Source organism: Rhizobium sp. SJZ105, from assembly GCF_007828365.1.
In the GTDB taxonomy this organism is placed as follows: domain Bacteria; phylum Pseudomonadota; class Alphaproteobacteria; order Rhizobiales; family Rhizobiaceae; genus Agrobacterium; species Agrobacterium tumefaciens.
On sequence record NZ_VIUP01000007.1, the window covers coordinates 69,630 to 95,015 of the forward strand.

A 25,386-nucleotide genomic window follows, 5' to 3' on the forward strand; every position below is an offset into this window, starting at 1 on the left:
AGCGCATAATTTTCGCTACCCCTCTCTCTCGTCGCTTTAAACGTTTAACAACATTGGGACGCTGGTTGTTAGCCAGCGAACGGTATTCCTATGCCCAGTTTTCGCGAGGACGCTCTACGCCGCATTCGGCAAGACGGTGATTTCGACGCCGTCGTCATCGGTGGCGGTATCAATGGTATCGCCGCCTATCGCGATCTCGCTTTACAGGGACTGCGGGTGCTTCTGGTAGAGCGCAACGACTTCTCGTCCGGTTGCAGTGCTGCACCCTCGCGCATGATCCACGGTGGCCTGCGGTATCTCGAAAATGGTGAATTCGGCCTTGTGGCGGAATCGCTGCGGGAGCGTGATGCGCTTCTGACGCTGGCACCGCATATGGTTCATCCGCTGCCGACGACGATCCCGATATTTTCAACCTTCAGCGGCCTGTTCAACGCGGCTGCGACCTTTGTGGGTTCCGGCGGAAAACCCGCCAGCCGGGGGGCACTGGCCATCAAGGCGGGCCTCATGCTCTATGACTTCGTCACCCGCAAAAATCGCATCCTTCCCCGACACACCTTCCGCAACGCACGAAAGACGTTGCAACGCTGGCCGGGCCTGACGCCAGGCATCAGATATTCGGCCACCTATTACGATGCGTGGATCAGCCAGCCCGAACGGCTTGCGCTGGAGCTTCTGATCGACACCCGGGCCGATGCGCCGCAAAGCATTGCGCTGAACTATGCCGAGTTTGTCCGTGCTGGCGGTGATTATGGTCTTAAGGTGGAGGGCACGGACGAAACCTTGCCCGTCCGGCCACGCATCATCGTCAATGCGACGGGCGCCTGGATCGATGAGACGATTGGAGCGCTAACGACCACACAGGCTGCGGGGAGGGCGAAACCGACCGTTTCCGGCACCAAGGGATCGCATCTGATCCTCGCCAACGAGGCGCTCTTTAAGGCCTTGAACGGCCATATGATTTTTTTCGAGAATGCCGACAACCGTGTCTGTATCCTCTTTCCCTATCTTGGCCGGGTTCTCGCTGGTTCGACAGATATCAAGGTCGATCGTCCCGAACGGGTGCGATGCGAACCGGAAGAGCGTGATTATATTCTCGATGCGGTCCGTCAGGTCTTTCCGCATATTTCCATCGACCATTCCGACATCGTCTACAGTTTCAGCGGCATACGCCCGCTGCCGCGCAGCGACGCGGCCTTTACCGGAAGAATATCCCGCAGCCATTTCGTCCACCGCGTGGAGGGCGATCCGCCACAGCTCTGCATGATCGGCGGCAAGTGGACGACGTTCAGAGCCTTTGGCGAACAGGTGACCGACGAGGCTCTGGCCTTTCTCGGACGCAAGCGGCTGACTGGCACAATGAACCGCCCGATCGGCGGCGGCAGGAACTTCCCCAACGGTGCCGTGCGCCTGCCGGCCCTGCTGTCGGAGGAATTTTCGATCGACCGGGACCGGGCCGAGTATCTGGCATCGGCCTACGGTTCACGTGCCTTCGAGTTGATGGGTTTTTGTCGGGGCCGCCCGGATGACAGTCCGCTTTGCGAAAAACCGCCGATCACGGCGGCAGAGGTGGTCTGGCTGATCCGCTGCGAACATGTCCGCCATCTGACGGATCTCATCCTGCGCCGCACGACGCTTGCCATTACCGGCGTCATCGATGCCGATCTGATCGATGCGATCCTTGGCGTCGCAGCGCGCGAGCTGGGATGGGCGCCACAGCAGGCGGCGGACGAACGGCAGCGGCTCGTTGATGAACTGGAGACCTTTTACGGGGTCACGACGGCAATGCTTAAACACAGATGCAAGGAGAATGCATGATGATGCGGATTTCGAAAAAGGCGCGCATGAACCGGCTGTTCCGCAATGGTGGATGCTTGGACGTTGCCATTGATCACGGGGTTTGCAACGAGCCGAGCTTCCTCGTCGGGCTTGAGGATATGGCTCAAACTGTGGACAGGCTTGTCGAAGCAGCTCCCGATGCCATCCAGATGACCTACGGACAGGCGGACCTATTGCAGCAAAGGCCGCAGCGCGACAAGCCGGCGCTCGTCATGCGCATCGACATGGGCAACCCCTATAATTCAACGCGCCACAGAACCATGTGGTCGCAGCTCCAGAACTATCACGATCCGATCATCGGCGCGCTGGAGATGGACGCCGCCTGCGTCGTCGTGAACCTGTTCATGTTGCCGGACGAGCCGGAACTGTTTCGCCAATGCGTCGAGAATATCAGCCGCGTGCGCGCCGATTGCCATCGTTACGGCATGCCGCTGATGATCGAACCGCTGGTGATGTTGCCCAATGACGTGCGCGGCGGTTACCAGGTGGATGGCGATGCTGAAAAGATCGTCACGCTGGTGCGTCTTGCCTCGGAAATGGGAGCCGATATCATCAAGGCCGATCCCACCAGCAATCCGCTGGATTTTCACAAGGTCATCGAGGCAGCGCGGTGCCCGGTTCTGGTGCGGGGCGGGGGGCGTGAGGACTTGCGCAACGTGCTGGCGAAATCAGCGGCACTGGTGGCCGAAGGTGCGAACGGGATGGTCTATGGACGCAATATCTACCAGCATGACAACCCCAAGGCCGTCGTTGCGGCCCTGATGGCTATCATCCATCAGGGTGCGGGCAGCGAAGAAGCATGGGACATCTATAATCGTGGCTGATAAAAATCATATATTGGGTCTGGATGTCGGCAACACGGTTATCAAGGCGGTGCTGTTCGACACGGCCGGCCGGCAGGTCGCGCAACACGCCATCGACGGCCATTCGACATTTCCGCAGCCCGGTTACGTCGAGCGCGATCTGGAGGAGTTGTGGCGCAACGGATGCGAGGCGATCCGCCAGCTTCTGGCAAAATCGTCCGTCGATCCCCGGAGCATCCTCGCCGTCGGTTGCGCCGGCCACGGCAACGGTCTCTACCTGCTGGACAAGGATCAGCAGCCCCTGATCGGTATCCAGTCGCTTGACAGCCGAGCCGCCGATGTGGCGGTAGAGCTTGACCGGAAAAGCGGCGCGCAACTACAGAACCGTTGTCTGCAACGGCCTTGGCCCGCGCAAACGCCCAGCCTGCTGGCCTGGGTGAAAAGGCATGCGCCCGATACATATGCCCAGATCGGAACGGTGCTGTTCTGCAAGGATTTCCTGAACTTCCGCCTGACCGGTTGTCTTGCCAATGATATTTCCGATCTCAGTGGTGCGGGGTTGCTTGCCTTCCCCGAAGCGAAGCTCGACCGGGAACTCCTGTCGCTCTACGGGCTTGAGGATGCCGTCGCCTTTTTTCCGCGCCTCGTAGAATCGGCGGATATCGTCGGCCATGTGACAGCTGAGGCTTCGGCTCTGACGGGGCTTTCCGAGGGCACGCCTGTTATCGGCGGTTTTTTCGATGTCGTCTCCAGCGCCATGGGGTCGGGCGTCATCAACGCCGGGGAGGCTTCTATCATCGCCGGCACCTGGAGCATTAATCAGGTTTTCGCGGATAAACCGGTCATCAGCCCCGATGTCTTCATGGTCACGACCTTTGGACGTGGCCGCTATGTCAATATCGAGTCCAGCGCCACCTCTGCGGCCAATCTTGAATGGTACGTGCACCGTGTTCGCGGTGACCATGGTGACCATGCCTTCGAGCGCTGCAACGATCTGGTCGGTTCCGTTTCGCAACGCGCCGACGATCCGTTCTTCCACCCGTTCATCTTCGGCTCGCGACTGGGCGCGGAATTTCGGGGCGGGTTTTATGGTCTGGCGGGATGGCATGGCGAAGGCCACATGCTGAGAGCCCTGTTCGAGGGTGTGTGTTTCGAACACCGCCGCCATATCGGCGTTCTCAGGGAAGCGGGGCTGCCGGTCGACAGTGCCGGCATGTCCGGCGGCGGTTCCCGCAGCCAGCATTGGCCGCAGATCATGGCGGACGTTCTTGAAATCCCGCTGCGTGTCGCGGAGGCCCGCGAGACCGGCGCGCTTGGTGCGGCCATCGGCGCGGCCGTGGCGGTCGGTCTCTATCCCGGCTATGAAGCGGCGGTCGCAGCGATGACCCGCGTGGCCAGTGCCTATCGGCCGGATGCGGGGCAACTCCCGCATTATCGGCGGCGCTACGGCCTCTACACACAATTGACCGACCAGTTGCGCGGCTTCTGGAGTGATCTGCGTTTGCAGGATTAAAGGCTCCCGGTTTTCCTGATCAGCGGCACGCAATGATGCGTGCCGCATGAGCTTGCTCGTAGCTTGCAATATATGCTGGCGTTTCGGAAGGTTCGGATATCGCGTAATATTTTGTTTGTACTGTAATATTACGGTTTTATAATTTATTTCTGTTTTCTTAATTGCGCTAAAAATATGAATTAAAGTAATTTTTAAGCATAGTTTTCTAATATTATCGTCTGGTCTGGTTGCTGACATTTTGGGCTTGCGCGCAGCGACCTCAGCCGTCGCGGCCGGGATTTTTTGTGGGGATGTGACATGCTGTTTAAATCGACAACGGGCCGTAATATCTTCGCAGTCGCCGCATGCGGCGTCGTTGCAACGATCGCGGCTTCGGCCGTGCTGTTTTATCGGTCCTTTGAGGATACGAGGGCCAACAGTATGGAGCGTATGCAGCAGATCGCGCAAGCGGAAGCCTTGACGACCGAGAAAAATATCGGCGGCATGATTCACATCGTCAATAGCCTCGGCTCGGTTCTGGAATCGATGAAGCAGTCGGGCGATGCCGATCGGAGCAAGGCCGATCAGCTTATCCGGCACATGCTGGCGAACAATCCCGCTTTGCTTGGTCTCTGGACCGGATGGGAGCCCAATGCCTTCGATGGCAAGGATGCGGACTTCGTCAACAAGGAGGGATATGATGCGACTGGTCGTTATGTACCCTATTGGGTGCGGAGCGGAGGCAAAATAAGCAACACCGCATTGACGGATTATACCACCGCGGGTCCAGGCGATTATTATCAGTTGCCCTTCACATTGAAGAAAACAGTCGTCATCGAACCCTATTCTTACGCAATCGATGGCAAAGAGGTTCTGATTACCTCGGTCGCCAAACCTGTCATCGTCGACGGTAAAACTCTGGGCGTCGCTGGCCTCGATCTGTCGCTGGAGGAAACGAACAAGGCGTTGTCAGCCGTCCGGCCGATGGGAACGGGCTTCATGAGCCTTGTGAGCGGCGGCGGCAAGATCATCAGCCATCCCGATGCGACGATAATGGGTAAGAACCTCGCAGATGGCGGCGCACAAACTGCAGGCTGGGATAAACTGATCGCCAATCCCGGAAAAGAGCTGGAAATGACGGCACAGGACGGCACGGTTTCCCTTGCCGTCGCCTTGCCGGTCATGCTCACCGGCGACATGAAATGGTACGCAATCGTCTCGGTTCCGGAGGACACGGTCTTTGCGCAGCTGCATGCAATGATGCGTGACGCCGTCCTGACGATCGTAACGGCGGCGGTGCTGCTGGCGATGGCCGGCTGGTTTATTGCACGGCGGTTCATCAACCGCATCACGAATGTCATCGATGAGACCGCCCAGATCGCCCGGGGAAATCTCCAGCTGACATTGAAGGATATCGAGACCAGGGACGAGATCGGCGATCTTGCCCGCTCGCTTGACGTTTTGCGCGAAAACAATCGTGAAAAAGCCTTGCTGGAGCAGGAAGCGGAAGCCAACCGAACTCTTGGCGAACAGGAGCGGGTGGCCCGCGAACACAAGGCGGCCGATGAGGCGAGCGGCATCCGTTTCGCAGTTGACAGTCTGGCTCAGGCGTTGGCCAGGCTCGCAGATGGCGACGTTTCCTGTCGTATCAACGATCCCTTTGTCGAGCGGTTCGATGCCGTGCGCAACGATTTTAACGCTTCTGCCGGGAAGTTGCAGAACGCGCTTCTGCGGGTATCAGATAATGCCGCCGGTATTGATGCCGGCGCTAATGAAATCAAGGCAGCCTCCGATGATCTGGCAAGGCGGACGGAACAGCAGGCTGCTGCCGTGGAGGAAACCGCCGCAGCTCTTGAAGAGATCACAATAACCGTGAAAGATGCCGCAAACCGTGCGCATGAGGCGGGCCGTCTGGTTTCCCGCACGCGCATCGGTGCGGAACGATCGGGCGAAGTCGTGCGTCAGGCCGTGATCGCGATGGAGCGGATCGAAAAATCCTCGAACGAGATTTCCAGTATCATCGGTGTGATCGACGAGATTGCCTTCCAGACGAACTTGCTGGCACTCAATGCCGGCGTGGAAGCGGCGCGAGCCGGCGAGGCGGGCAAGGGTTTTGCCGTGGTGGCGCAGGAGGTGCGCGAACTTGCGCAGCGTTCTGCCGGCGCGGCGAAGGAAATCAAGTCGCTCATCACAAAATCGAACCAGCAGGTCGAAGAGGGCGTGCATCTCGTCGGCGACACCGGCAAGGCGCTCGACGCGATTGTCGCCGAAGTGCAGGAGATCAACCAGCACGTCGCCGCGATCGTCGAATCCGCGCAAGAGCAGTCGTCCGGCCTTCAGCAGATCAATACCGCCGTGAACCAGATGGATCAGGACACGCAGAAAAATGCCGCGATGGTGGAAGAAATGACCGCCGCAAGCCACAATCTTGCAGGCGAGGTCGATGCGCTGAACCGGTTGCTCGGCCAGTTCGAGCTGGGGTCAGGCGCACTTGCTCATCGGGGGGCTCTCAAGGCGGCTTGATCGGCCGCCACGGGGTTTAGTTCGCTTCACGTTCAGCGCCGCCAACCACAGGAAGCGGCCTGACGAAGCGCTGTTCCAGAACCTCGCTTCCCCACTGGCTGCCGGGACGTTCCTCTGCACAGGTAAAACCCTGGGCCTCGTAAAGATGCCGTGCTGCCAAAAGTCCGTTGAAAGTCCACAGATGGGTTTCGGCGAATGCTTTTTCGTCCGTGAACGCAAGGGCGGTTGCCAACAGCCTTCGCCCGACGCCGCCGCCACGCACGCCATCATCGACGATGAACCAGCGCAGATGCGCGGTTCCCGGTCCCAGATCTTCACCGTCGATTGCGATGGAGCCGATGACATCGTCTCCACGCATTGCGACCCAGATCGCATTTTGCGGGTTTTCGAGCCGGTTGCAAAAGGAGGCGAGACCTTCGGCAACAACGGATTCGAAGCGCTGGCCGAAGCCTGATGTCCGGGCATAATAAAGCGCATGCATTTGCGTGATACGGGCAATAAGGCCGGGCATGTAGCCCCTGACGATTTCGATCGGGGGAGCCGCGGCGTCGGCCCGGTCTCCCAGCGCGTCGGCATAAAGGCGAAGCCCGTCAAGGATTTTTTGGCCATCCGCAGGCGCGAGCCGCGACAGTGCGTTTGATACCTGTCGGTTGGCAAAGGTGTGGATGGCTTCGACCCGCTTCTGTCCTCGCCCGGCGAGGCGCAACCGCTTGATACGACTATCCTCTTCGTCCGTTTCTTCCAGAACATCGCCCGAAAGAACCAGTTTGCGAAGCATGCGGCTGATGCTCGACTTTTCAAGCCGAAGCATCTTTCCCAGATCGCGTGCGGAAATGCGTGGGCATGCCTCGATCTCGATCAGGGCGTGCACGGCGGAGGGCGGCAGATCGGTGCCGGCAAAGTCTCCACCCATGAAGCCGAGTTCGCGCACGAGCCGACGCGAGGTGGAGCGGATATCGTTTATGGGAAAGGGTCTTTCGGGCATGCCAAAATCCATTATGGTTGCATCATGCAACCATAATCATATTCGATCAGTCTTGCCAAGGTCACCACTGCGCAGCGCCGATAGCGTGAAAACCTTCCGAAACCGCTGTGGTGGTATCAAAGGGATCATTCGGTACGGGTGATTATCCGACTATATTGTCGATAAGCTCGACAGGCCTCGATTTCCTCGCACTGACACCGCTCTAGTTACGAAACCGCAGGTTCCGGCGTGTCAGTTGGTCGACGGTGGTGCAGCCCATCAGCTTCATGCCGCGCTCGATTTCGATGCGCATCAGCTCAAGCGCACGCTCGACACCCGGCTGTCCGGCGGCGGCAAGCGGGAAAAGGTAATAGCGGCCAAGCCCCACGGCCTTCGCCCCCAGAGACAGGGCTTTGAGGACGTGCGTTCCGCGCTGAACCCCGCCATCCATCATGACATCGATACGGTCACCGACTGCGTCGACAATCTCGGCCAGTTGGTCGAAGGCGCTACGCGAGCCATCGAGCTGGCGACCGCCGTGATTGGAAAGCACGATGCCGCTGCAACCGATATCGACGGCGCGTCTGGCGTCCTCCACGGACATGACACCCTTCAGACAAAAAGGGCCGCCCCATTCACGCACCATCTGTGCGACGTCGTCCCACGTCATGGATGGGTCGAGCATTTCGGTGAAATAGCGACTGATGGAGAGCGCGCCGCCGTCCATTTTGATGTGGCCGTCGAGCTGGGGCAGGCTGAAGCGCTCATGCGTCAGATAATTGATCCCCCAGGCCGGCTTGATGGCGAATTGCGCAATGCCAGAAAGATTGAGCTTGAACGGAATGGCAAAACCGGTGCGCTTGTCGCGCTCACGGTTCCCACCCGTGATGCTGTCCACCGTCAGCATCATCGTCTGCACACCCGCAGTCTTGGCGCGCGCCATCATATCGCGGTTGAGACCACGGTCCTTGTGGAAATAAAACTGATAGACCTGTGGGCCGCCGCTGATCCGGCGCGCTTCCTCGAGGCTGGTGGTGCCGAGTGAAGAAACGCCGAACATCGTGCCGAATTTTCCGGCTGCGGCCGCAACCGCCCGCTCCCCCTGATGGTGGAAGAGACGCTGAAGCGCAGTTGGGGAACAATAGACCGGCATCGCCAGCTTCTGCCCCATGACGGTGACAGACATGTCCACATCGGCCACGCCCCGCAACACGTCGGGAACGAGATCGCAATTCTCGAAGGCGGCCGTGTTTCTCCGGTACGTCACCTCATCGTCGGCAGCACCGTCGATGTAGTTGAAGATCGGTCCGGGAAGACGCTGTTTTGCCATTCGGCGAAAATCGTGGAAATTGTAGCAGTCTTTAAGTTGCATTTGTTAGTCCACCGATCCGCTCTGCAAACGTTAAAAGATGAAACCTGTCCCGGGAATTCTGCGTCTCATACGTCCGTTAAGCTGCCTCAGCTGCGCAGGCCCGGCGCTTCCTGTCCGGTGCTTTCTACATATTCCGTATATCCGCCGCCAAATTGGTGGATACCGTCAGGCGTCAGTTCCAGCACCCGGTTGGAAAGGGCGGCCAGGAAATGGCGGTCATGCGAAACGAAAAGCATCGTGCCTTCATATTCCGACAGGGCCTTGATCAGCATTTCCTTGGTGTCGAGGTCGAGATGGTTCGTCGGCTCGTCCAGCACGAGGAAATTCGGCGGGTCGAACAGCATGGCAGCCATGACCAGACGGGCCTTCTCACCGCCGGACAAAACGCGGCAGCGCTTCTCCACATCGTCACCGGAAAAACCGAAGCAGCCGGCAAGGGCGCGCAGCGGTGCCTGCCCGGCTTTCGGGAAACGTTCCTCCAGCCATTCCAGAATGGTGCTGTCGCCGTCCAGAACATCCATGGCGTGCTGGGCGAAATAACCGAGCTTGACGCTGGCGCCGAGAGTGACGTTGCCGGAATCCGGCGTGGTCGTGCCAGTCACGAGTTTCAGCAAGGTGGATTTTCCGGCACCATTGACACCCATGATGCACCAGCGTTCCTTGCGCCGCACCATGAAGTCAAGTTCGCCATAGATCGTGCGGCTGCCATAGGCCTTGTTCACTTTCTTCAGCGCGACGACATCCTCGCCAGATCTCGGCGCCGGCGCAAATTCGAAAGCGACCGTCTGGCGCCGCTTGGGCGGCTCGACGCGGTCAATCTTTTCGAGTTTCTTGACGCGGCTCTGCACCTGTGAGGCATGCGAGGCACGCGCCTTGAAGCGCTCGATGAACTTGATTTCCTTGGCGAGCATCGCCTGCTGGCGTTCGAACTGCGCCTGCTGCTGCTTTTCGTTCTGCGCACGCTGCTGTTCGTAAAAGCCGTAGTCGCCGGAATAGGTGGTGAGGTTGCCAGCGTCAATTTCGATGATCTTGGTAACGATTCGGTTCATGAATTCGCGGTCGTGCGAGGTCATCAAAAGCGCGCCGTCGTAGTTCTTCAGAAAATCTTCGAGCCAGATCAGGCTTTCGAGATCGAGATGGTTCGATGGTTCGTCGAGCAGCATCACGTCCGGGCGCATCAGAAGGATGCGGGCGAGCGCTACGCGCATCTTCCAGCCGCCGGAAAGTTTGGCGACATCGCCATCCATCATTTCCTGACTGAAGCTCAACCCGTCCAGAACCTCGCGCGCGCGGCCCTCCAGCGCGTAGCCGTCCAGTTCTTCATACCGCGCCTGCACTTCGCCGTAACGCTCGATGATGGCATCCATTTCGTCCATCCGGTCGGGATCGGACATGGCGGCCTCCAGCTGCCGAAGTTCGGCCGCGACTTCGCTGACCGGGCCGGCGCCTTCCATGACTTCGGCCACGGCGGAACGGCCAGACATTTCGCCGACGTCCTGGTTGAAATAACCCACCGTCATGCCCTTTTCGACGACGACCTGTCCCTCGTCGGGCTGTTCCTCGCCGGTCATCATTCGGAACAGCGTGGTCTTGCCAGAACCGTTGGGGCCGACAAGGCCGATCTTCTCGCCGCGATTGAGCGCAGCGGAGGCCTCGATGTAGAGAATGCGGTGACTGTTCGACTTGCTGATATTTTCGATGCGGATCATGACAGGGGCCTGTGAATGGGAGCGGCTCTCCTATGCCATGTGTCGCCGGCGCTGTCACCTGCCGCGCACGCCGTGCCAGCCATGCAACCCGGCAAGGTCGCCCCGGGAACATCGCTCCCCGGAAGCGGGGTCGTTTCCGGGGGATGCTGGCTTGATTTTCCCTTAATTGGTCAGCGTTGCCAAACTACCGGCAGCCTTGCGGGCAATTTCGCCGAAGGCGGTAACGATCTGCTCCATGTTTTCAGGCGCGTAATAATTGTCGAGACTGGACGCACAATGTTGCAGCAGCGACTTGCCCTTGTCCGGCGCCATGAACGCGACGCTGAAAATCTTGATACCGTCTTTCTTGGCCGTATCGCAGGTATTGCGCACAGTCTGGTCGATGCTGGAACTCCAGGAGGAGCTGTTCCCCGTCATTTCGCCATCCGTCATGAGAACGATGTATCGCTCGAAGGATTCGCTTTTCTTGTCCTTGTGTTCTTTCGCTTCAACGATATTCGCTTTTTTAAGGGCGTTGTATGCGGCATTCAGACTGCTGCGGGCATCCGTACCGCCAGACGGAAACTCCGGGATCTGTTTGTCGACATAGGTGGCAACGCTGCTAGTACCCCAAGTGATAGGCTGGGCCGCGTAGGTCTCATGCGTATAGACCGAGGCTCCTGTTCGAACCAGTTCGGAACCGCCGTTGGCGGTATAAGTGGGATCGGCCTTGTTCAACGTCGCGACGAGATAGCCGACCGCGGTTTTTAGCGAAGTAGCCTTGTTGACGTAGCAGGGCGATGTATTTTTGAGATTGGGATAACTCCCCCAGTTATCGACCGTGTAGTTCTGGCACGACGTTTTCTTGGTGTTGAGCGTATCGGTCTTGAAGGACATCGAACCCGAGCGGTCGAGCACCAGATACATGGAGATCGGCGCGCCCTTGTTGACAGTGCTTACCGCGGTGCCTGTCGCGGCAAGATCGAGTGTTTTCGCCCCGAAGAACCCCAAGAGCGGATTAAGCTGCATCTGGTAGTTTATCGTGGTCTGGATGGTGTAGGTCTTGCCGCGCGCATCGTCCGTTGTGCCAATATTGACTGGAGAGTTTTTCTCGAGCGCCTTCTTCTCCTCCTCGGTCAGGGTCTTTTCCATCTGGCTGGCGATGAAGGCCTTGGCGATTTCCTTGATTTGTTCGTCCGTCAGAGCGCCTTCTTTCAAGCGGGCCTCGGTCGCGGCCGCGAGAGCCGCCGAATCCGCCGTGTTCTGCAGGTCCGCTTTCACCTGCATCACATTCGCCAGCTCCATGCCGGCGCCGGCAAAACCAAGCAGCACCGGCAGCAATATTGCCGTCATCATGCCAAAATTGCCGCCCGTATCGGCAAGGAAACGGCGCGTCATTTTTTGATATGCGGAGGAGATCATAACGGGCTCACTAATTAGAACATTAGACTGAGCGCAGGAAACCCGCAAACGATGTAGAATCCACTAATGTAGACGGTTAAATTTTATATGTCGTTCAAATTGGTGCAGTTTTTCAAGTATTAATTCGAGTATGCTCATAATAACACGTAATGTATCATTACTGGACGGGAATGACGTCGACGGCCTGTTTGATCTGCTGGTTGCCGTAGCTCTTCAATACGCCGATCACCGGCGCGACATCGGAATAGTCCCGGCCATAGCCAACGACGATATGGTCGCTGCCGGCAACGATATCGTTGGTGGGGTCGAGCTCCAGATAACCGGCGGCCTCACCGCACCATACGCGAACCCAGGCATGCATCGCATCGGCACCTTCCAGACGTTCCTTGCCCGGCGGGGGGATGGTGCGCAGGAAGCCGCTGACGTAACCGGCGGGAATGCCGAGGCTGCGCAGCGCCATGATCATGATATGCGAAAAGTCCTGGCATACGCCGCGTTTCAGCTTGAAGGCTTCCGACGGTGTCGTATCGACAGTCGTCGCTTCACCGTCATAGGTGAAGTCCTTGTGTATGCGTTTGCACATCGAGAGTGCGATTTCGCGAATGGTCATTCCGGGCTTCAGCAATTCCCGCGCATAGGCCGATATCGCCGTATCCGTCCCTAGTCTCGGGCTGGCGCCGATGAAGTGATGCGGTGACTGGAAGTCGACCGACCAGACGTCTGCAAGGTCTTGCGGCAGGCGTGAAAGCTCGGGTGAAAAATCTGCCGTCAGCGCAGGTGCCTCCACCATCACACGCGCCTGCATGCGGATATCCAGCTTTTCGTGCGGTGCGCGCAGATGCACTGAGGTGGCCGATTGATGAAAGAAATCCTCAAAGACCGCCCGTTCTTCCGGCACCGGCGAAACATCGATGGTGCCGGCGATGAAGCGCTGACGGCCCGGGATCGACAGGGGCAGCACTCGGATGATGTGGCGCGCGCCATGGGCCGGCGTGTCGTAGGTGTAACCCATATGCAGGGAAAGGTCATAAAGCATCGGGTTATCCGAGATATGTCTGGGCCAGAACATCGGAGAGATGTTCCATGTCCGTTTCGAGCTGGCGGTAGATCGCGCCGTTCATGTTTTCCGGCGTCATGACGGCAAGGCCGGAATGCAGCCGCATTGCCTCGCGGTAAAAGGGCGACATCTGGCCGTTCGTAAAGGCGTTCGGCAGCTGCTCCACCTCAGTACGAATCTCGTTCAGCTGAAACAGGATGGACCGTGGGTTGAGCGGATCGAGCGCCAGAAGATCGGTGACGGTCAGACCCGCCGTGCTGACATTGTATCGGCGGCGATGGGTCATGACGCTGTCACCGATTTCGAGCAGCATGTCATAGGATCCATCTGGCGCATCCGGTCCGGTCATATGGCCGAGAAGCCTTGTCATATGCAGGCCACGCTCGAGATAGCGGCCGATCGACAGGAAACGCCAGCCGGTGAAACGATACATGTTTTCGTGCACGAGACCGGCGAAGCCTGCAAGCTTGCGAAGGAGGATCGTCATGGCATGGGTCGCGTCGTCGCCCGGCGAAACCTTTGCGTGGAACCGACGGGCAGTCTTGGCAAGGTCATTCAGCGCAAGCCATCCGTCCGGCGAAAAACGGTCTCGGATGTTGCTGGCGGAATAGAGCGCGCTGTTGATGTTGTTCAGCAGGCTTTCCGGCACGGCATCGTTCATTTCCACATCCAGCGCTTCGAGATAACGCGTCACATGCGCAAGCAAGGGCTGACGTGGGTCGGCGGATTCGGCATAACGTCCGTGCCAGGCGCGCAAGATGCGCAATGCGCCTTCCGAACGTTCGATATAGCGGCCGAGCCAGAAGAGATTGTCCGCCGCACGGCTCGGCAGGCTACCCGGCATGTTGCGGGTGAAGCTTTCTTCCGCCGGTAAAAGCGTAGTGCGTTCCACCGGCTTGTCGCTGACGATCCAGACATCCGCGGCACTGCCGCCTGATTGCATGGCGATGGCGGATACATCGTTGCTGCTGCCGATCCGCGCAAAGCCGCCCGGCATGATCTGCCAGCCATCCTGGGTGCGGGCGGCAAAAACGCGAAGGCTCATCGGGCGCGGCACGAGCTTGTTGTCGATATAGGCCGGCGTGGTGGAAAGCGTCACCACCTCTTGGCCGACAAGCCTGTGGCCATCGGAAGCGAGCCAGTCGCTGATCGATTCCTTCGCCGTTTCGCGTAAGGACGAGCCGAGCACGGACTGACCGTTGTCTTCGAAGAAGGGCAGCCGGGAATAGGCCGGGCCTATGACCATGCCTTCGATATTGCCGGCAACGTGGCGGCGCTCGGATTCCTGTCCGCACCACCAGGTCGCGATGGACGGCAGTTTCAGGTCTTCGCCAAGCAGGTGGCGACAGACGCGCGGCATGAAGGACAGCAGGGCCCGTGTTTCGAGAATGCCGGTGCCGAGCGCGTTGACGATTGTCAGTGCCTCATTGCGCAGCGCCTGCACCATGCCGGGCGTACCGATGTGGGATTGCTGGTTCAGTTCCAGCGGATCGGAATAGGAGGCATCGAGGCGCCGCCAAAGCACGCCGATCGGTTTCAGTCCGGCCACGGTCCTTACCATCACGCGGCCGTTGACCACGGTCAGATCCTCACCCTCTAGCAGCATGAAGCCGAGATAGCGGGCGATATAGGCGTGTTCGAAATAGGTCTCGTTTGCGGGGCCGGGCGTCAGCACCGCGATGCGGTCATCCGGATGTTTTCTGTGCGACTGCAAGGTGTCGCGGAAAGCGCCGAAAAATGAAGCGAGACGGTGAACATGGGTTTCGGCATAGATGTCGGAAAGCGCGCGTGTGGTCGCCACCCGGTTTTCCAGCGCAAAACCTGCGCCGGAGGGCGCCTGTGTCCTGTCGGCAAGTACCCACCAGTTGCCATCAGGTCCACGTCCAATCTCGAACGAGCAGAAATGCAGATAATGGCCGCTTGCCGGTTTTACGCCGACCATCGGCCGCAGATATTCCGGATTGGAGGCGATCAGTGCCGGCGGTACGTAACCTTCCTTCACCAGCCGGTTTTCGCCGTAAAAATCGGCGACCATGGCTTCCAGAAGATTGGCGCGCTGTTTAAGCCCTTCGGAAAGAACCGTCCATTCCTTGTCGTCGATCAGCACCGGGATATGGGAGATCGGCCAGTTTCTTTCGCTGCTGCCCTTGCTGTAATCGCGGTAAAACACGCCCGCATCGCGCAGATAGCGGTCGGTGCGGGCAAAGCGCTCATGCAGTTCGCGTTCCGACATGCGCGACAGGGCACCGAGCAGGGTTTTCCAGACCGGTCTGACCTTGCCGTTGGTATCGAGCATCTCATCGGCCACGCCGGGCAAGGTGGAGTAGTCAAGCCCGCGCGATTGCGCGCTCGTTTCCGTCTTGCGTTCCGTGGCCGGGGCTTTGGACAATTTACACTCCGTATGGCCGGCGCAGATCGAGCGTCAGCGGAAATTCTGGCGACACGGTTTCCGCCATCAACGGATATTGCCCGGCCGTATGTCCCCATGGTTCGAAACGGGCAAGGCGGCGTGCCTCGGCCTCGTTGCCGTTGACGGGAAAGGTCTCGTAATTGCGACCACCCGGATGAGCAACATGGTAGATGCATCCGCCGATCGATCGTCCCGACCATGTATCATAAATGTCAAAGGTCAAGGGCGAATTGACCGGCAGAACGGGATGCAGGCCGGAAGAGGGCTGCCACGCCTTGAAACGAACACCGGCGACCGCAACGCTTCGGTTTTCCGTTGGAGTTAGCGGAACGGCGCGACCGTTGCACGCCACGGTATAGCGCGCAGGGTTGGAGGTTTCGAGGCGGACCTGCATACGCTCGACGGAGCTGTCGACAAAACGCACGGTTCCGCCGATGGCACCCTGTTCACCCATAACATGCCAGGGCTCCAGAGCCTGGCGCAATTCCAGCTTCGCGCCTTCGTATTCCACCTCACCGAAGAAGGGGAAACGGAATTCCTGCTGGGCTGTGAACCATTCCGGCTTCAGGTCGAAGCCATTTTCCCTCAGGTCTCCGAGCACGTCCATAAAGTCCGCCCAGATGTAGTGCGGCAGCATGAATCGGTCTGCAAGTGCCGTGCCCCAGCGCACGAATTTGCCGGCGGCGGGGTTTTTCCAGAAACGGGCGATGAGGGCGCGCACCAGCAATTGCTGGGCGAGCGACATGCGGGCATTCGGCGGCATTTCGAAGCCGCGGAACTCCACAAGGCCAAGGCGGCCGGTCGGCCCATCGGGAGAAAACAGCTTGTCGATGCAGATTTCGGCGCGGTGGGTGTTGCCCGTCACATCCGTCAGGAGGTTGCGGAACAGGCGGTCGACCAGCCATGGCAGCGGCGGCGCACCCTGGCCAGGGGCAGGCACCTGCGCCAGCGCGATCTCCAGTTCGTAAAGACTGTCGTGGCGGGCTTCGTCGATGCGGGGCGCCTGACTCGTCGGTCCGATGAACAGGCCGGAGAACAGGTAGGAAAGCGACGGGTGCCGCTGCCAGTGCAAGACAAGGCTTTTCAGAAGGTCGGGACGGCGCAGGAAAGGGCTGTCATTCGGGTTGGCCCCGCCCACGACCACATGGTTGCCACCACCGGTGCCGGTGTGACGACCATCGATCATGAATTTGTCAGCGCCCAGACGCGTCTGTCGCGCCTCTTCATAGACCGCCGTGGTGATGTCGACACAATCCTTCCAGCTTGCGGCCGGGTGGATGTTGACCTCGATGACGCCGGGATCGGGCGCTACACGGATGACATTGATACGCTCGTCATGTGGTGGAGCATAACCTTCGATATGGACGGGCAGCCCGAGCTCGGCCGCTGCCGCTTCTGCCGCTGCGACCAGTTCCAGATAATCCTCGATGCGTTCGACAGGCGGCATGAAGACGCAGAGCCGTCCATCGCGCGGTTCCACCGACATGGCTGTGCGCACCGCGCCGCCGATTTCACCAAGCGTCTGCTCGATGCGTTCCTGGCCGGATGCCTCATCCGCATGGAAAGACGCTTCCGGCATGGTGCGTCCGGAGGGCTGGAATTTCTCGGGAAGCGGCCCTCGCGGGATCGAAGGGTCAGCTTCATGGATATAAGGATAGGCGGATGGCGGCACATGGGGCAGGGTGCCAAGCGGCAGGCGGTAACCTACCGGGCTATCACCCGGAACGAGGAAAATCTTGCCGCGCCGTGTTTTCCATTTCTCGCTGACCCAGCGTTTGTCTGTGGTGGGCTTGGCGTTCCACGCCTGCACCGGAAGAATATAACCCGTCGGTGTCGTCAGCCCGCGTTCGAACACGCGGGCAAGGCGATTGCGTTCTTCCGGGTCTTTCAGTTTCGAGTTGGACGGATCGACATTTTCGGGAAGACTACCTTCCTTGATGATCCATTCGGCCGGATCCTCATAGGCCGGAAGCACCAGATCGGGCTCCACACCGAGATGAGTGGCGATACCGCTCAGTAGCTTTTGCGCGTCGTCGGCCGCAACACCGGTATTTGCGCCTTCTTCGGCAATCAGCGCAGGGTTCTGCCAGATCGGCAGACCGTCCTTTCGCCAGTAGAGTGAAAATGTCCAACGCGGCAGGCTTTCGCCCGGATACCATTTTCCCTGCCCGTAGTGCAGGAAGCCGCCGGGCGCGAAACGTTCGCGCAGGCGGCGGATCAACACGTCCGCTTTTTCGCGTTTCGTCGGTCCAACCGCGCCGGTGTTCCATTCCTCGGATTCGAAATCGTCGATGGAAACGAAGGTCGGCTCGCCGCCCATGGTCAGCCTGACGTCATGGGCGTTCAGAACCTGATCGACCTTTTCGCCGAGTGCATTGAGGCTCTCCCAGCTCTCATCGGAGAAGGGTTTGGTGATGCGCGGGGTCTCGGCAACGCGCCGAACCTGCATGTCGAAAGCGAATTCCGTATTGGCCTCGCCGAAATAACCGCCGGAAATCGGCGCGGCATTGCGGAAATGCGGCGTTGCCGCCAGCGGAATATGGCTCTCGCCGGTCAAAAGCCCCGAAGTGGGGTCGAGACCGACCCAGCCGGCGCCCGGCATATAGACCTCGGCCCAGGCATGCAGATCGGTGAAATCGACCTCTGTCCCTGACGGGCCATCCAATGCCTTGAGATCCGGTGTCAGCTGGATGAGGTATCCCGACACGAAACGTGCGGCAAGGCCGAGATGTCTCAAGATCTGGACGAACAGCCAGCTGGTGTCGCGGCATGAACCCTTGCCGGAAGCCAGCGTTTCTTCCGGCGTCTGAACACCCGGTTCCATGCGGATGACGTAACCGATTTCCTGCTGCAGACGGGCGTTGAGGCCGACGACCATATCCACCGTCGGCTGTCCGGGTGTGTGGTCCACGGTGGCCATGAAGGCGGAAAGCAGGGGGCCGGTCGGTTCCGGTTTCATGTAGATGGACAGATCTTCCCGCAGCTCCTGCGGATAATCGAACGGCCACTTGGTCGCCTCTTCCTCAACGAAGAAATCGAACGGATTGTAAACCGTCATATCGGCGACAAGATCGACCTCGATCTTGAATTCCGTCGCCGGCTCGGGAAAAACGAACCGGGCGAGATAATTGCCGTATGGGTCCTGTTGAAGGTTCACGAAATGATTTGACGGCGAAACCTTGAGAGAATGGCTGATGACATGGGTTCTGGAGTGCGAGGCGGGCTTCAATCTTATGATTTGCGGTCCAAGGCGAACCGGATTGTCGTATTTATAATGCGTCAGATGATAGATGCTCGCTTTGATCGCCATTAATCTGCCTTGCCCGGTTTTCCGGTTTATGCGGTTTGTCCGCCCCTCTGAAATTATTTGGATTTTGTGCAATGCAGGAAAAGAAAGCAAGGATCATTTCCGGAGGCACCCGCATTGTTGGCCGAGGCGCCGATGTTTGCCGGCGCGAAGAATTGCCGCGGCTTTTTAATTGTCTCCCTGGGGATTTCTCCGCGGTTGTGGACAAGGTTGAACGGCGTGTTATTGCTGGGCATCGCAAGGTGCAGCATCGCAAACCGCTTTCCTTGCCGACTGACGTTTCGGAATGGAATGAATGGCAACAACGGTGACCGACGATCAGCGCAAGAGTGCGGCGAACCTTTCGGGCTTCGATCTCGATTTTCGTTCGCAACTACGCATGATGGGCAATGCCTTCTGGACGTCGCCGGTTCGCAACCGGCTGATATTGCTGTCGATTGCCCTGCTCACGGTGATATTGCTCACCGCTTACGGGCAGATCAGGCTCAATGAGTGGAACGCGCCGTTTTACAATGCGCTGGAGCGGCGCGATCTTGACGCCTTCCTCCATCAGCTCGAAGTCTTCGCGATCATTGCTGGGCTGTTGTTGCTTCTCAATGTCATTCAGACCTGGCTTAACCAGATGACGGCGCTGAACATGCGCGAGGGTCTTGCCAAGGATATGGTGGACCAGTGGCTGAAACCGGGGCGCGCCGCCCGCCTTGCCGGTTTCGGCACGATTGCGATCAATCCGGACCAGCGTTTGCACGACGATGTCCGCAACCTTGCGGAAAGCAGCACGGCGCTTTCCATCGGCCTTGTGAATGCGACGATCCTGCTCATCAGCTTCATCGGCGTTCTGTGGACATTGTCGGCAGGCTTTTCCATCACGATCAACGGCGATCCGGTTGCGATTCCCGGATACATGGTCTGGGCGGCGATCCTTTATGCGGGCTCGGCGTCCCTGCTCAGCAACCTTGTCGGCTATCGTCTGGTCGGCCTGAATGCTGAACGTTATTCAAAAGAGGCCGAACTACGCTTTTCCCTGATGCGGGCCAGCGAAAATCTGGCGGCGATTGCGCTTGCGCGTGGTGAAAAAAACGAGCGGCGGCGGATCGGCGTTGATATCGATGCCGTGCTCGGCGTAATCCGCGGGCTCGCTTTAGCAATGACGCATCTGACCTGGGTGTCGTCGGGCTACGGCTGGTTGGCGGTTGTGGCGCCCATTCTTATTGCAGCGCCGGTCTATTTTTCCGGCAACCTCACCTTCGGCGGGCTGATGATGGCCGTCGGCGCCTTCAACCAGGTCAATACCGCACTTCGCTGGTATATCGACAATTTCGGGCCGATTGCCAGCTGGAAGGCGACGTTGCAGCGTGTTTCGGTGTTTCGCAACGCTCTGATCCAGATGGATAGCGTTGAACAGCACGGCCTCGCAATCGATCTTCAACGGAGTGCCGACAACGAAAAAATCCGCCTTCGGTCGGTGACTATCTGCCGCGATGCGGGCGGACAGGATCTGGAGCGGGGTTTCCGGCTGCGTGAGGCCGAGGTTGAAATCGGGCGGGGTGATCGTCTGATGATCAATGGCGAACAGGGCGTGAACCGGCGGCTGCTGTTTGCCGCCATGGCCGGCCTGTGGCCATGGGGGCAGGGCAGGATAGAAATGCCCGAACAGTCCGACACGCTTTTCATTGCCCAGCACGGCTATTTGCCAACAGGAACGCTGCGCGAAATTCTGGCCTATCCGCGCGCGCCCCAGCGGTTTGTGGAGGCAGACTATGTCGCGGCGCTGACCGCGTGCGGTCTCGGTGAAATGGCGCCCCGGCTTGATGAACACATTCGCTGGGACAAGAAGCTGGATTCGGATGAACAGGCCAGCATTAGGATCGCCAATGCCCTGTTGTTGAAGCCGAAATTCATCGTCATCGACGATTTGCTGGAAGGGCTGGAAAAACAGACACAGGATACGCTGGCGGAGGTTTTGAATGGGATCGACGGCGTAGCGATTATCTATATCGGCAGATCAGAGACATTTTTGTCGGTTCTTACCCCGGCTTTGGCCCATCTGGACCATGCCCCCATGAAGGAAAATACCGTAAAGCCGGATATCGCTCCAAAATAAGCCGCCGGGTTATGCTGCTGTTGATCTCACAGTGCGGATCAAAGCCGCAAATGCCATTTTTCGAGGTCCAGCCGTTGCTGTTTGGCTAGGCTTATGGTGCCGTCCGGCTCCATCTGCGAGCGCAGAACAAAGGTGCCGGTCGCCAGGCTGATGGCAATGACGCTGGCAACCGCGAGAATGATACGGTCGTAGCGCTGCTGTATCTTATTGTTTCCACTCCAGTCATAGGCCATTCGCACGCCCTCGCGGTTTTTTGGAATCGTGCCGCATCATGGTTAACCGAAGCTTACGATGGCTTCGTGATTCCTTGCTGTTTTGGAAGGGCTGCCGCGAAAAATCGGCTATTGGCTGAGGGGGCGCGGTTGTTTAAATCCGGCGGCGGGAGGTTCTTGAAAGGAATTTGATATGGAACAGCAACCGCCCGCCGATATGGAACTCACGCTCAGAACGCTTGCCATGCCGGCTGACGCCAATCCGGCCGGCGACATTTTCGGCGGTTGGGTGATGTCGCAGATGGACCTTGCCGCCTTCGTCCGCGCCAATGATGTGGCAGGCGGGCGTACCGTCACAGTGGCGGTTCATGAAATCGTCTTCAAGAAACCGGTCAAGATCGGCGATACATTGTGTGTCTATACCAGGATCGAAAAGGTTGGGCGCACCTCCGTCACGCTCAAGATCGAGGCCTGGACCCGCAGGCACTATCAGGATTCCCGGGAAAAGGTTACGGAGGCCGTCTTCATCATGGTAGCGGTGGATGACAAAGGCGAGCCGCGCCCTGTGCGCAAAGAGGCGTAAGGCGCTTGCCTTCGAAGCAAACTTCCAACCGTTCGCAGGCAGCCGAAAGAGCATGAGGCTCTTCGGCTCCGCCAATTCGATCTCCGAACGCGCAATACTTTAGAAATATCCAATTTATTTATCAATTTTTGCGATCAAGGTATGGAATAGGGCGGGGATCAGGCTGTGACCATTCCAGGTGTTGTTATTGTTGGTGGCGCTCACGGCACGCTTGCCCTTGCCCGCAGCCTTGGCGCCCTTGATGTGCCTGTGCACTATATCACCCATGATTCACCGCTGCCGGGCTGGTCGCGTTTCGTGAAGAACACGATCCGCTGGTCCGGTCCTCATGATGCAGGGGCGATGGCGTTTTTACGCGATATGGCAGAGAAGCATCATCTGAAAGGGTGTCTTCTGGTGCCATCAGGGGATGGCGAGGTTCAGCTCGTTTCACAACATCGCGACGAGCTTTCCGCCCTTTACAAAATCGTCCTGCCTGATTGGTCCTCCCTTCAATGGTTGTGCGAGAAACCGCTGCTCTACAAACGCGCGGCGGAACTCGGTGTCAGCTTCCCCCGGACCTATGCCATGACCTCGTCCGATGACGCCGATGCGCTGGACGTGACGTTTCCCGTTATCCTGAAGCCGAATATGGGCGGGGGCGATACCGCGATTTCCCGGGCGAAGGTTATCCGCGCCGATGACAGGCAGGCGCTGAAAGCCGCTTTTGCCGCTGCGAGCGGCGAGATCGGCGCGGGCAATGTCGTCGTGCAGGAGCTCATTCCCGGCGGGGGAGAAAGCCAGTTTTCCTATGCGGCGCTCTGGCGCGATGGCGAGCCTGTTGCAGAATTCACCGCCCGACGCCTGCGTCAGTATCCCGTCGATTTTGGTTACACCAGCACCTGTGTCGAGGTTGTCGACAACCCTCAAGCGATCGATGCGGCAAGGAAGATATTGAAATCGGCCGGTCACAGCGGGTTGGTCGAGGTGGAGTTCAAGCGGGATGGCAGGGATGGATCGCTGAAACTTCTCGATGTTAATCCTCGCCCATGGTCGTGGTTTGGCCTGTGTTCAGCGGCCGGCATCGATCTCGGCGCGCTGCTGTGGCAGGTTGCCAACGACATGCCGCGCGGCCAGATGCTAGATGCGCGGCAAGGTGTGTCATGGTCCTATCTTGTCCGTGATGCCATTGCCGCATTGACGTTGAATCGACGGGGACAGGCGGGAATTGGGGACTATGTCGCCTCTCTGCGCACAATCCGCAGCTGGGCGGCTTTTGCGGCGAACGATCCTTTGCCGGGCCTTATCGACCTGCCCCTCACGGTCTGGAGAGTCATCAAAAAACGGGTTCTGCCCGGTTTGAAGTTGCGGTAATCGGTAATGGTGTTTTTGCGGTCGGTAAAACGCTCTCTGAAATATGGGGTCATAAGGGCGGGGCTGGAGATAGCTTCCCTGCCGGCGGTTCGTGCGGCTTTTCCGGCTCTTGCCGGGCGTGGCGTGATCTTCACGCTCCACCATGTTCGTCCGGACGAGGAAGCGTCAGCTTTTGCGCCGAATGCACACTTGTCGATCACGCCACAATTTCTGGAAGAGGCGATAGAGGCGGCGCTCGAATGTGGTCTCGTTCCCGTTCATCTGCACGATCTGCCGGGCCTGCTCGCCGATAGTTCCGAGAAACGGTCGTTCTGCGCTTTCACGCTTGATGACGGCTATCGCAACAATGCCGAATATGCTGCACCGATTTTCCGGAAATATGCTGTTCCCTATACGATTTTCATCACGCCGGGTTTTGTGGAGCGGACGCGTAGCGTGTGGTGGGAAACCACTGCCACGCTGACGCAGAAAGCCACGTCCTTTGAATTCGATTTCGGGACAGGGCCGGAGCAGATTAAATCCGGCAGCCTTCCACAAAAAGCGGAAGCCTTTGCGCGTCTGGAAAACTTCGTCCAGATATTCGCGGAGGACGAGGCGGTGGAGAGGATCGACCGTGTCGCGGGGCAACATGGTATCGATCCGATCGCGATCGTGGAAAAACTCGTCATGGATGCGGCCGAACTCAAGGCGCTGTCGAGCGATCCCCTGGTCCATCTCGGCGCGCATACCATGATGCATGTGAACATGCGCAAGATCGATGCGGCGCGTCTGGCATACGAAATCGAGGAATCGACAAGACGGGTGGAGACCTATGTCGGCCGTCGACCGAGGTCCTTTTCCTATCCCTATGGCTGGATAAAGGCCGTGGGAGAACGCGAGGCGAAAGCGGTGTTTGATGCGGGATTTCCCGTAGCTGTTACCACGCAGGCCGGTATTCTTGGGGCCGATAGCCTTGAAAAGCCGATGCTGTTGCCGCGCGTTTCGCTGAACGGCCGCTTTCAGAAGAAGCGCTTTGTCAAAGCGCTCATCTCAGGCCTGCCTTTCCGGTTCGTCTAGTGATCAACCTCTCCCTGCCGTCTTTCGCCGATGACGACGACATGTGTCGGTGCGGCTAATCGAGCTGTCGTGTTGTTTTTGTTATTCACATCCATTTATCTATTGATTATAAATAAATTTATCGAAGGAAAACATTACAACTTTTCTTAAGGTTTCGCCCGTGCTGTTGATTTTTTCCGATGACCTGACCGGTGCGCTTGATGCGGCCGCCCCCTTCGCCGGGCGTGGGCTTTCGACTGAAGTTGCGATTGGTCTTGACGGCGTCCGTGCAGCGGTGGCCGATGCGCCGGCCGTCCTCAGCGTCAATCTGGGTTGTCGGGATGGCAAGGCGGATGAAGCCCGCCGCCGCACGCAGGAACTGATGGCACTGGTTCCGGCCGATACAGTTCTGTTCAAGAAGATCGATTCCCGCCTGAAAGGACATATCGCCGCCGAAATGGATGCTGTTTCCTATCGGCATGCGCTTGTAGCGCCAGCCATTCCGGATTTTGGACGCATCGTCGTAGACGGTTCCGTGTCCGGCTTTGGCGTTGACGGCACGATTTCGGTTCATGAAAGACTGGGCGGTCACGCCAGCCGCTGCGCAATACCAGACACCCTATCGCATGCGGACATCAGGGAGGCTTTGCTTGCCGGGCGCGCAAACGGGGTTGATCTTCTGGTGGGCGCGCGAGGGCTGGCCGAGGCGCTGGCCGAAATGATGACAGCGCAGGCGGTGCCCGAAGCGGCATCTATTCCCGCGGGTAAGGGGCTTTTCGTCATAGGTTCGCGCGACCCGATCACCGTTGAACAAATTGAAATCCTTAAAGGAACGGGGTTGGTATCGGTCACCGATGCACCCAATGGCGTCGTGCCGTTTCACGCGCATGCTCGTTCCAGCCTGACGCTCGTTTACGCGACGCAAGGGGCGGAAGATCTTTCCCCGCTCGAGGTTTCAGACCAGCTGGCGTATGGCGTCGTGCCGCTTTTCACCACCGGGACCGACACGTTGCTTTTGTCCGGCGGCGCCACGGCCGAAGCGGTGCTGCTTGCCATGGGGGTATCGCGTCTGCGCCTTGCCGGCGAGTGCCTGCCCGGTCTTGGTGTCGGCTGGTCCGGCGACCAATGTATCATTGCGAAGTCAGGTGGTTTTGGGCAAGCTGACACGTTGAAACGGATTGCGAAAATGATGCTTGGCGAAAATGACGCTGGAGAAAGCTGACCA

The 25,386-nt window shown here is 58.7% G+C and carries 18 protein-coding genes; 10 read left to right on the plus strand and 8 right to left on the minus strand.

Annotated features, from left to right (window positions below; translation table 11 throughout):
- Window positions 1–90: 90 nt before the first annotated feature.
- The 4 genes from FB593_RS19605 (at window position 91) to FB593_RS19620 (ending at window position 6,654) form a co-directional block, all read left to right on the plus strand.
- Window positions 91–1,815, plus strand: a complete 1,725-nt coding sequence (locus FB593_RS19605) for a glycerol-3-phosphate dehydrogenase/oxidase (RefSeq protein ID WP_065704476.1) — start codon at window positions 91–93, stop codon at window positions 1,813–1,815.
- A 2-nt stretch (window positions 1,816–1,817) separates the two neighbouring features.
- Complete coding sequence (locus FB593_RS19610) at window positions 1,818–2,660, plus strand: class I fructose-bisphosphate aldolase (RefSeq protein ID WP_003511545.1); 843 nt, start codon at window positions 1,818–1,820, stop codon at window positions 2,658–2,660.
- On the plus strand, window positions 2,653–4,152 hold the full coding sequence (locus FB593_RS19615; RefSeq protein ID WP_065704474.1) for an FGGY-family carbohydrate kinase: 1,500 nt from the start codon (window positions 2,653–2,655) through the stop codon (window positions 4,150–4,152). The genes FB593_RS19610 and FB593_RS19615 overlap by 8 nt, the downstream gene beginning before the upstream one ends.
- 297 nt (window positions 4,153–4,449) lie before the next feature.
- Window positions 4,450–6,654, plus strand: a complete 2,205-nt coding sequence (locus FB593_RS19620) for a methyl-accepting chemotaxis protein (protein ID WP_065704472.1) — start codon at window positions 4,450–4,452, stop codon at window positions 6,652–6,654.
- Window positions 6,655–6,670: 16 nt separating this feature from the next.
- Here the strand turns inward: FB593_RS19620 and FB593_RS19625 are convergent, their stop codons facing one another.
- The 7 genes from FB593_RS19625 to FB593_RS19655 form a co-directional block, all read right to left on the minus strand.
- Window positions 6,671–7,639, minus strand: a complete 969-nt coding sequence (locus tag FB593_RS19625; RefSeq protein ID WP_174006016.1) for a MarR family winged helix-turn-helix transcriptional regulator — start codon at window positions 7,637–7,639, stop codon at window positions 6,671–6,673.
- Window positions 7,640–7,841: 202 nt separating this feature from the next.
- Complete coding sequence (locus FB593_RS19630; protein WP_065704468.1) at window positions 7,842–8,990, minus strand: alpha-hydroxy acid oxidase; 1,149 nt, start codon at window positions 8,988–8,990, stop codon at window positions 7,842–7,844.
- 86 nt (window positions 8,991–9,076) lie between these two features.
- Entirely contained in the window at window positions 9,077–10,699 is a 1,623-nt protein-coding gene (locus FB593_RS19635) for an ABC-F family ATP-binding cassette domain-containing protein (protein WP_003511539.1), read from the minus strand.
- 162 nt (window positions 10,700–10,861) lie between these two features.
- Window positions 10,862–12,100: a vWA domain-containing protein gene (locus FB593_RS19640; RefSeq protein ID WP_003511537.1), complete on the minus strand. Its 1,239-nt coding sequence runs from the start codon at window positions 12,098–12,100 to the stop codon at window positions 10,862–10,864.
- 157 nt (window positions 12,101–12,257) lie between these two features.
- Complete coding sequence (locus tag FB593_RS19645) at window positions 12,258–13,136, minus strand: transglutaminase family protein (protein ID WP_003511536.1); 879 nt, start codon at window positions 13,134–13,136, stop codon at window positions 12,258–12,260.
- Between the two features lie 4 nt (window positions 13,137–13,140).
- A complete protein-coding gene (locus FB593_RS19650) occupies window positions 13,141–15,546 on the minus strand; it encodes a circularly permuted type 2 ATP-grasp protein (protein ID WP_003511535.1) in 2,406 nt (801 codons plus the stop codon).
- Between the two features lies 1 nt (window position 15,547).
- Complete coding sequence (locus FB593_RS19655; RefSeq protein WP_003511533.1) at window positions 15,548–18,877, minus strand: DUF2126 domain-containing protein; 3,330 nt, start codon at window positions 18,875–18,877, stop codon at window positions 15,548–15,550.
- 71 nt (window positions 18,878–18,948) lie between these two features.
- Here FB593_RS19655 and FB593_RS27560 point away from each other — a divergent pair, with 71 nt between their 5' ends.
- Together FB593_RS27560 and FB593_RS19665 are read left to right on the plus strand one after the other, a co-directional pair.
- The gene (locus FB593_RS27560; protein ID WP_158008476.1) at window positions 18,949–19,185 is read left to right on the plus strand and encodes a hypothetical protein; all 237 of its coding nucleotides are present in this window, start codon (window positions 18,949–18,951) and stop codon (window positions 19,183–19,185) included.
- Window positions 19,170–20,978 carry an ABC transporter ATP-binding protein/permease gene (locus tag FB593_RS19665; protein WP_035199741.1) on the plus strand — a complete coding sequence of 603 codons (1,809 nt, stop codon included), beginning with the start codon at window positions 19,170–19,172 and terminating at the stop codon, window positions 20,976–20,978. Before FB593_RS27560 ends, FB593_RS19665 begins: the two co-directional genes overlap by 16 nt.
- A 38-nt stretch (window positions 20,979–21,016) precedes the next feature.
- Here FB593_RS19665 and FB593_RS19670 read toward each other — a convergent pair whose 3' ends face one another.
- Window positions 21,017–21,211, minus strand: a complete 195-nt coding sequence (locus tag FB593_RS19670; RefSeq protein WP_013761913.1) for a hypothetical protein — start codon at window positions 21,209–21,211, stop codon at window positions 21,017–21,019.
- 172 nt (window positions 21,212–21,383) lie between these two features.
- On the opposite strand from FB593_RS19670, the gene FB593_RS19675 reads away from it, so the two are divergent.
- The 4 genes from FB593_RS19675 (at window position 21,384) to FB593_RS19690 (ending at window position 25,383) form a co-directional block, all read left to right on the plus strand.
- A complete protein-coding gene (locus FB593_RS19675) occupies window positions 21,384–21,773 on the plus strand; it encodes an acyl-CoA thioesterase (RefSeq protein WP_003511527.1) in 390 nt (129 codons plus the stop codon).
- A 165-nt stretch (window positions 21,774–21,938) separates the two neighbouring features.
- A complete protein-coding gene (locus FB593_RS19680; RefSeq protein ID WP_065660426.1) occupies window positions 21,939–23,126 on the plus strand; it encodes an ATP-grasp domain-containing protein in 1,188 nt (395 codons plus the stop codon).
- A gap of 6 nt (window positions 23,127–23,132) precedes the next feature.
- On the plus strand, window positions 23,133–24,182 hold the full coding sequence (locus FB593_RS19685; RefSeq protein WP_065704465.1) for a polysaccharide deacetylase family protein: 1,050 nt from the start codon (window positions 23,133–23,135) through the stop codon (window positions 24,180–24,182).
- A 160-nt stretch (window positions 24,183–24,342) separates the two neighbouring features.
- A complete protein-coding gene (locus tag FB593_RS19690; protein WP_111789632.1) occupies window positions 24,343–25,383 on the plus strand; it encodes a four-carbon acid sugar kinase family protein in 1,041 nt (346 codons plus the stop codon).
- The last annotated feature ends 3 nt before the right edge of the window (window positions 25,384–25,386 follow it).

What these genes read in the sequence shown, in the direction of transcription:
- FB593_RS19605 (WP_065704476.1), top strand. Translation starts at nt 91, where the DNA reads ATGCCCAGTTTTCGCGAGGACGCTCTACGCCGCATTCGGCAAGACGGT.
- FB593_RS19610 (WP_003511545.1), top strand. Translation starts at nt 1,818, where the DNA reads ATGCGGATTTCGAAAAAGGCGCGCATGAACCGGCTGTTCCGCAATGGT.
- FB593_RS19620 (WP_065704472.1), top strand. Translation starts at nt 4,450, where the DNA reads ATGCTGTTTAAATCGACAACGGGCCGTAATATCTTCGCAGTCGCCGCA.
- FB593_RS19625 (WP_174006016.1), bottom strand. Translation starts at nt 7,639, where the DNA reads ATGCCCGAAAGACCCTTTCCCATAAACGATATCCGCTCCACCTCGCGT.
- FB593_RS19630 (WP_065704468.1), bottom strand. Translation starts at nt 8,990, where the DNA reads ATGCAACTTAAAGACTGCTACAATTTCCACGATTTTCGCCGAATGGCA.
- FB593_RS19635 (WP_003511539.1), bottom strand. Translation starts at nt 10,699, where the DNA reads ATGATCCGCATCGAAAATATCAGCAAGTCGAACAGTCACCGCATTCTC.
- FB593_RS19640 (WP_003511537.1), bottom strand. Translation starts at nt 12,100, where the DNA reads ATGATCTCCTCCGCATATCAAAAAATGACGCGCCGTTTCCTTGCCGAT.
- FB593_RS19645 (WP_003511536.1), bottom strand. Translation starts at nt 13,136, where the DNA reads ATGCTTTATGACCTTTCCCTGCATATGGGTTACACCTACGACACGCCG.
- FB593_RS19655 (WP_003511533.1), bottom strand. Translation starts at nt 18,877, where the DNA reads ATGGCGATCAAAGCGAGCATCTATCATCTGACGCATTATAAATACGAC.
- FB593_RS27560 (WP_158008476.1), top strand. Translation starts at nt 18,949, where the DNA reads ATGCAGGAAAAGAAAGCAAGGATCATTTCCGGAGGCACCCGCATTGTT.
- FB593_RS19665 (WP_035199741.1), top strand. Translation starts at nt 19,170, where the DNA reads ATGGCAACAACGGTGACCGACGATCAGCGCAAGAGTGCGGCGAACCTT.
- FB593_RS19670 (WP_013761913.1), bottom strand. Translation starts at nt 21,211, where the DNA reads ATGGCCTATGACTGGAGTGGAAACAATAAGATACAGCAGCGCTACGAC.
- FB593_RS19675 (WP_003511527.1), top strand. Translation starts at nt 21,384, where the DNA reads ATGGAACAGCAACCGCCCGCCGATATGGAACTCACGCTCAGAACGCTT.
- FB593_RS19685 (WP_065704465.1), top strand. Translation starts at nt 23,133, where the DNA reads ATGGTGTTTTTGCGGTCGGTAAAACGCTCTCTGAAATATGGGGTCATA.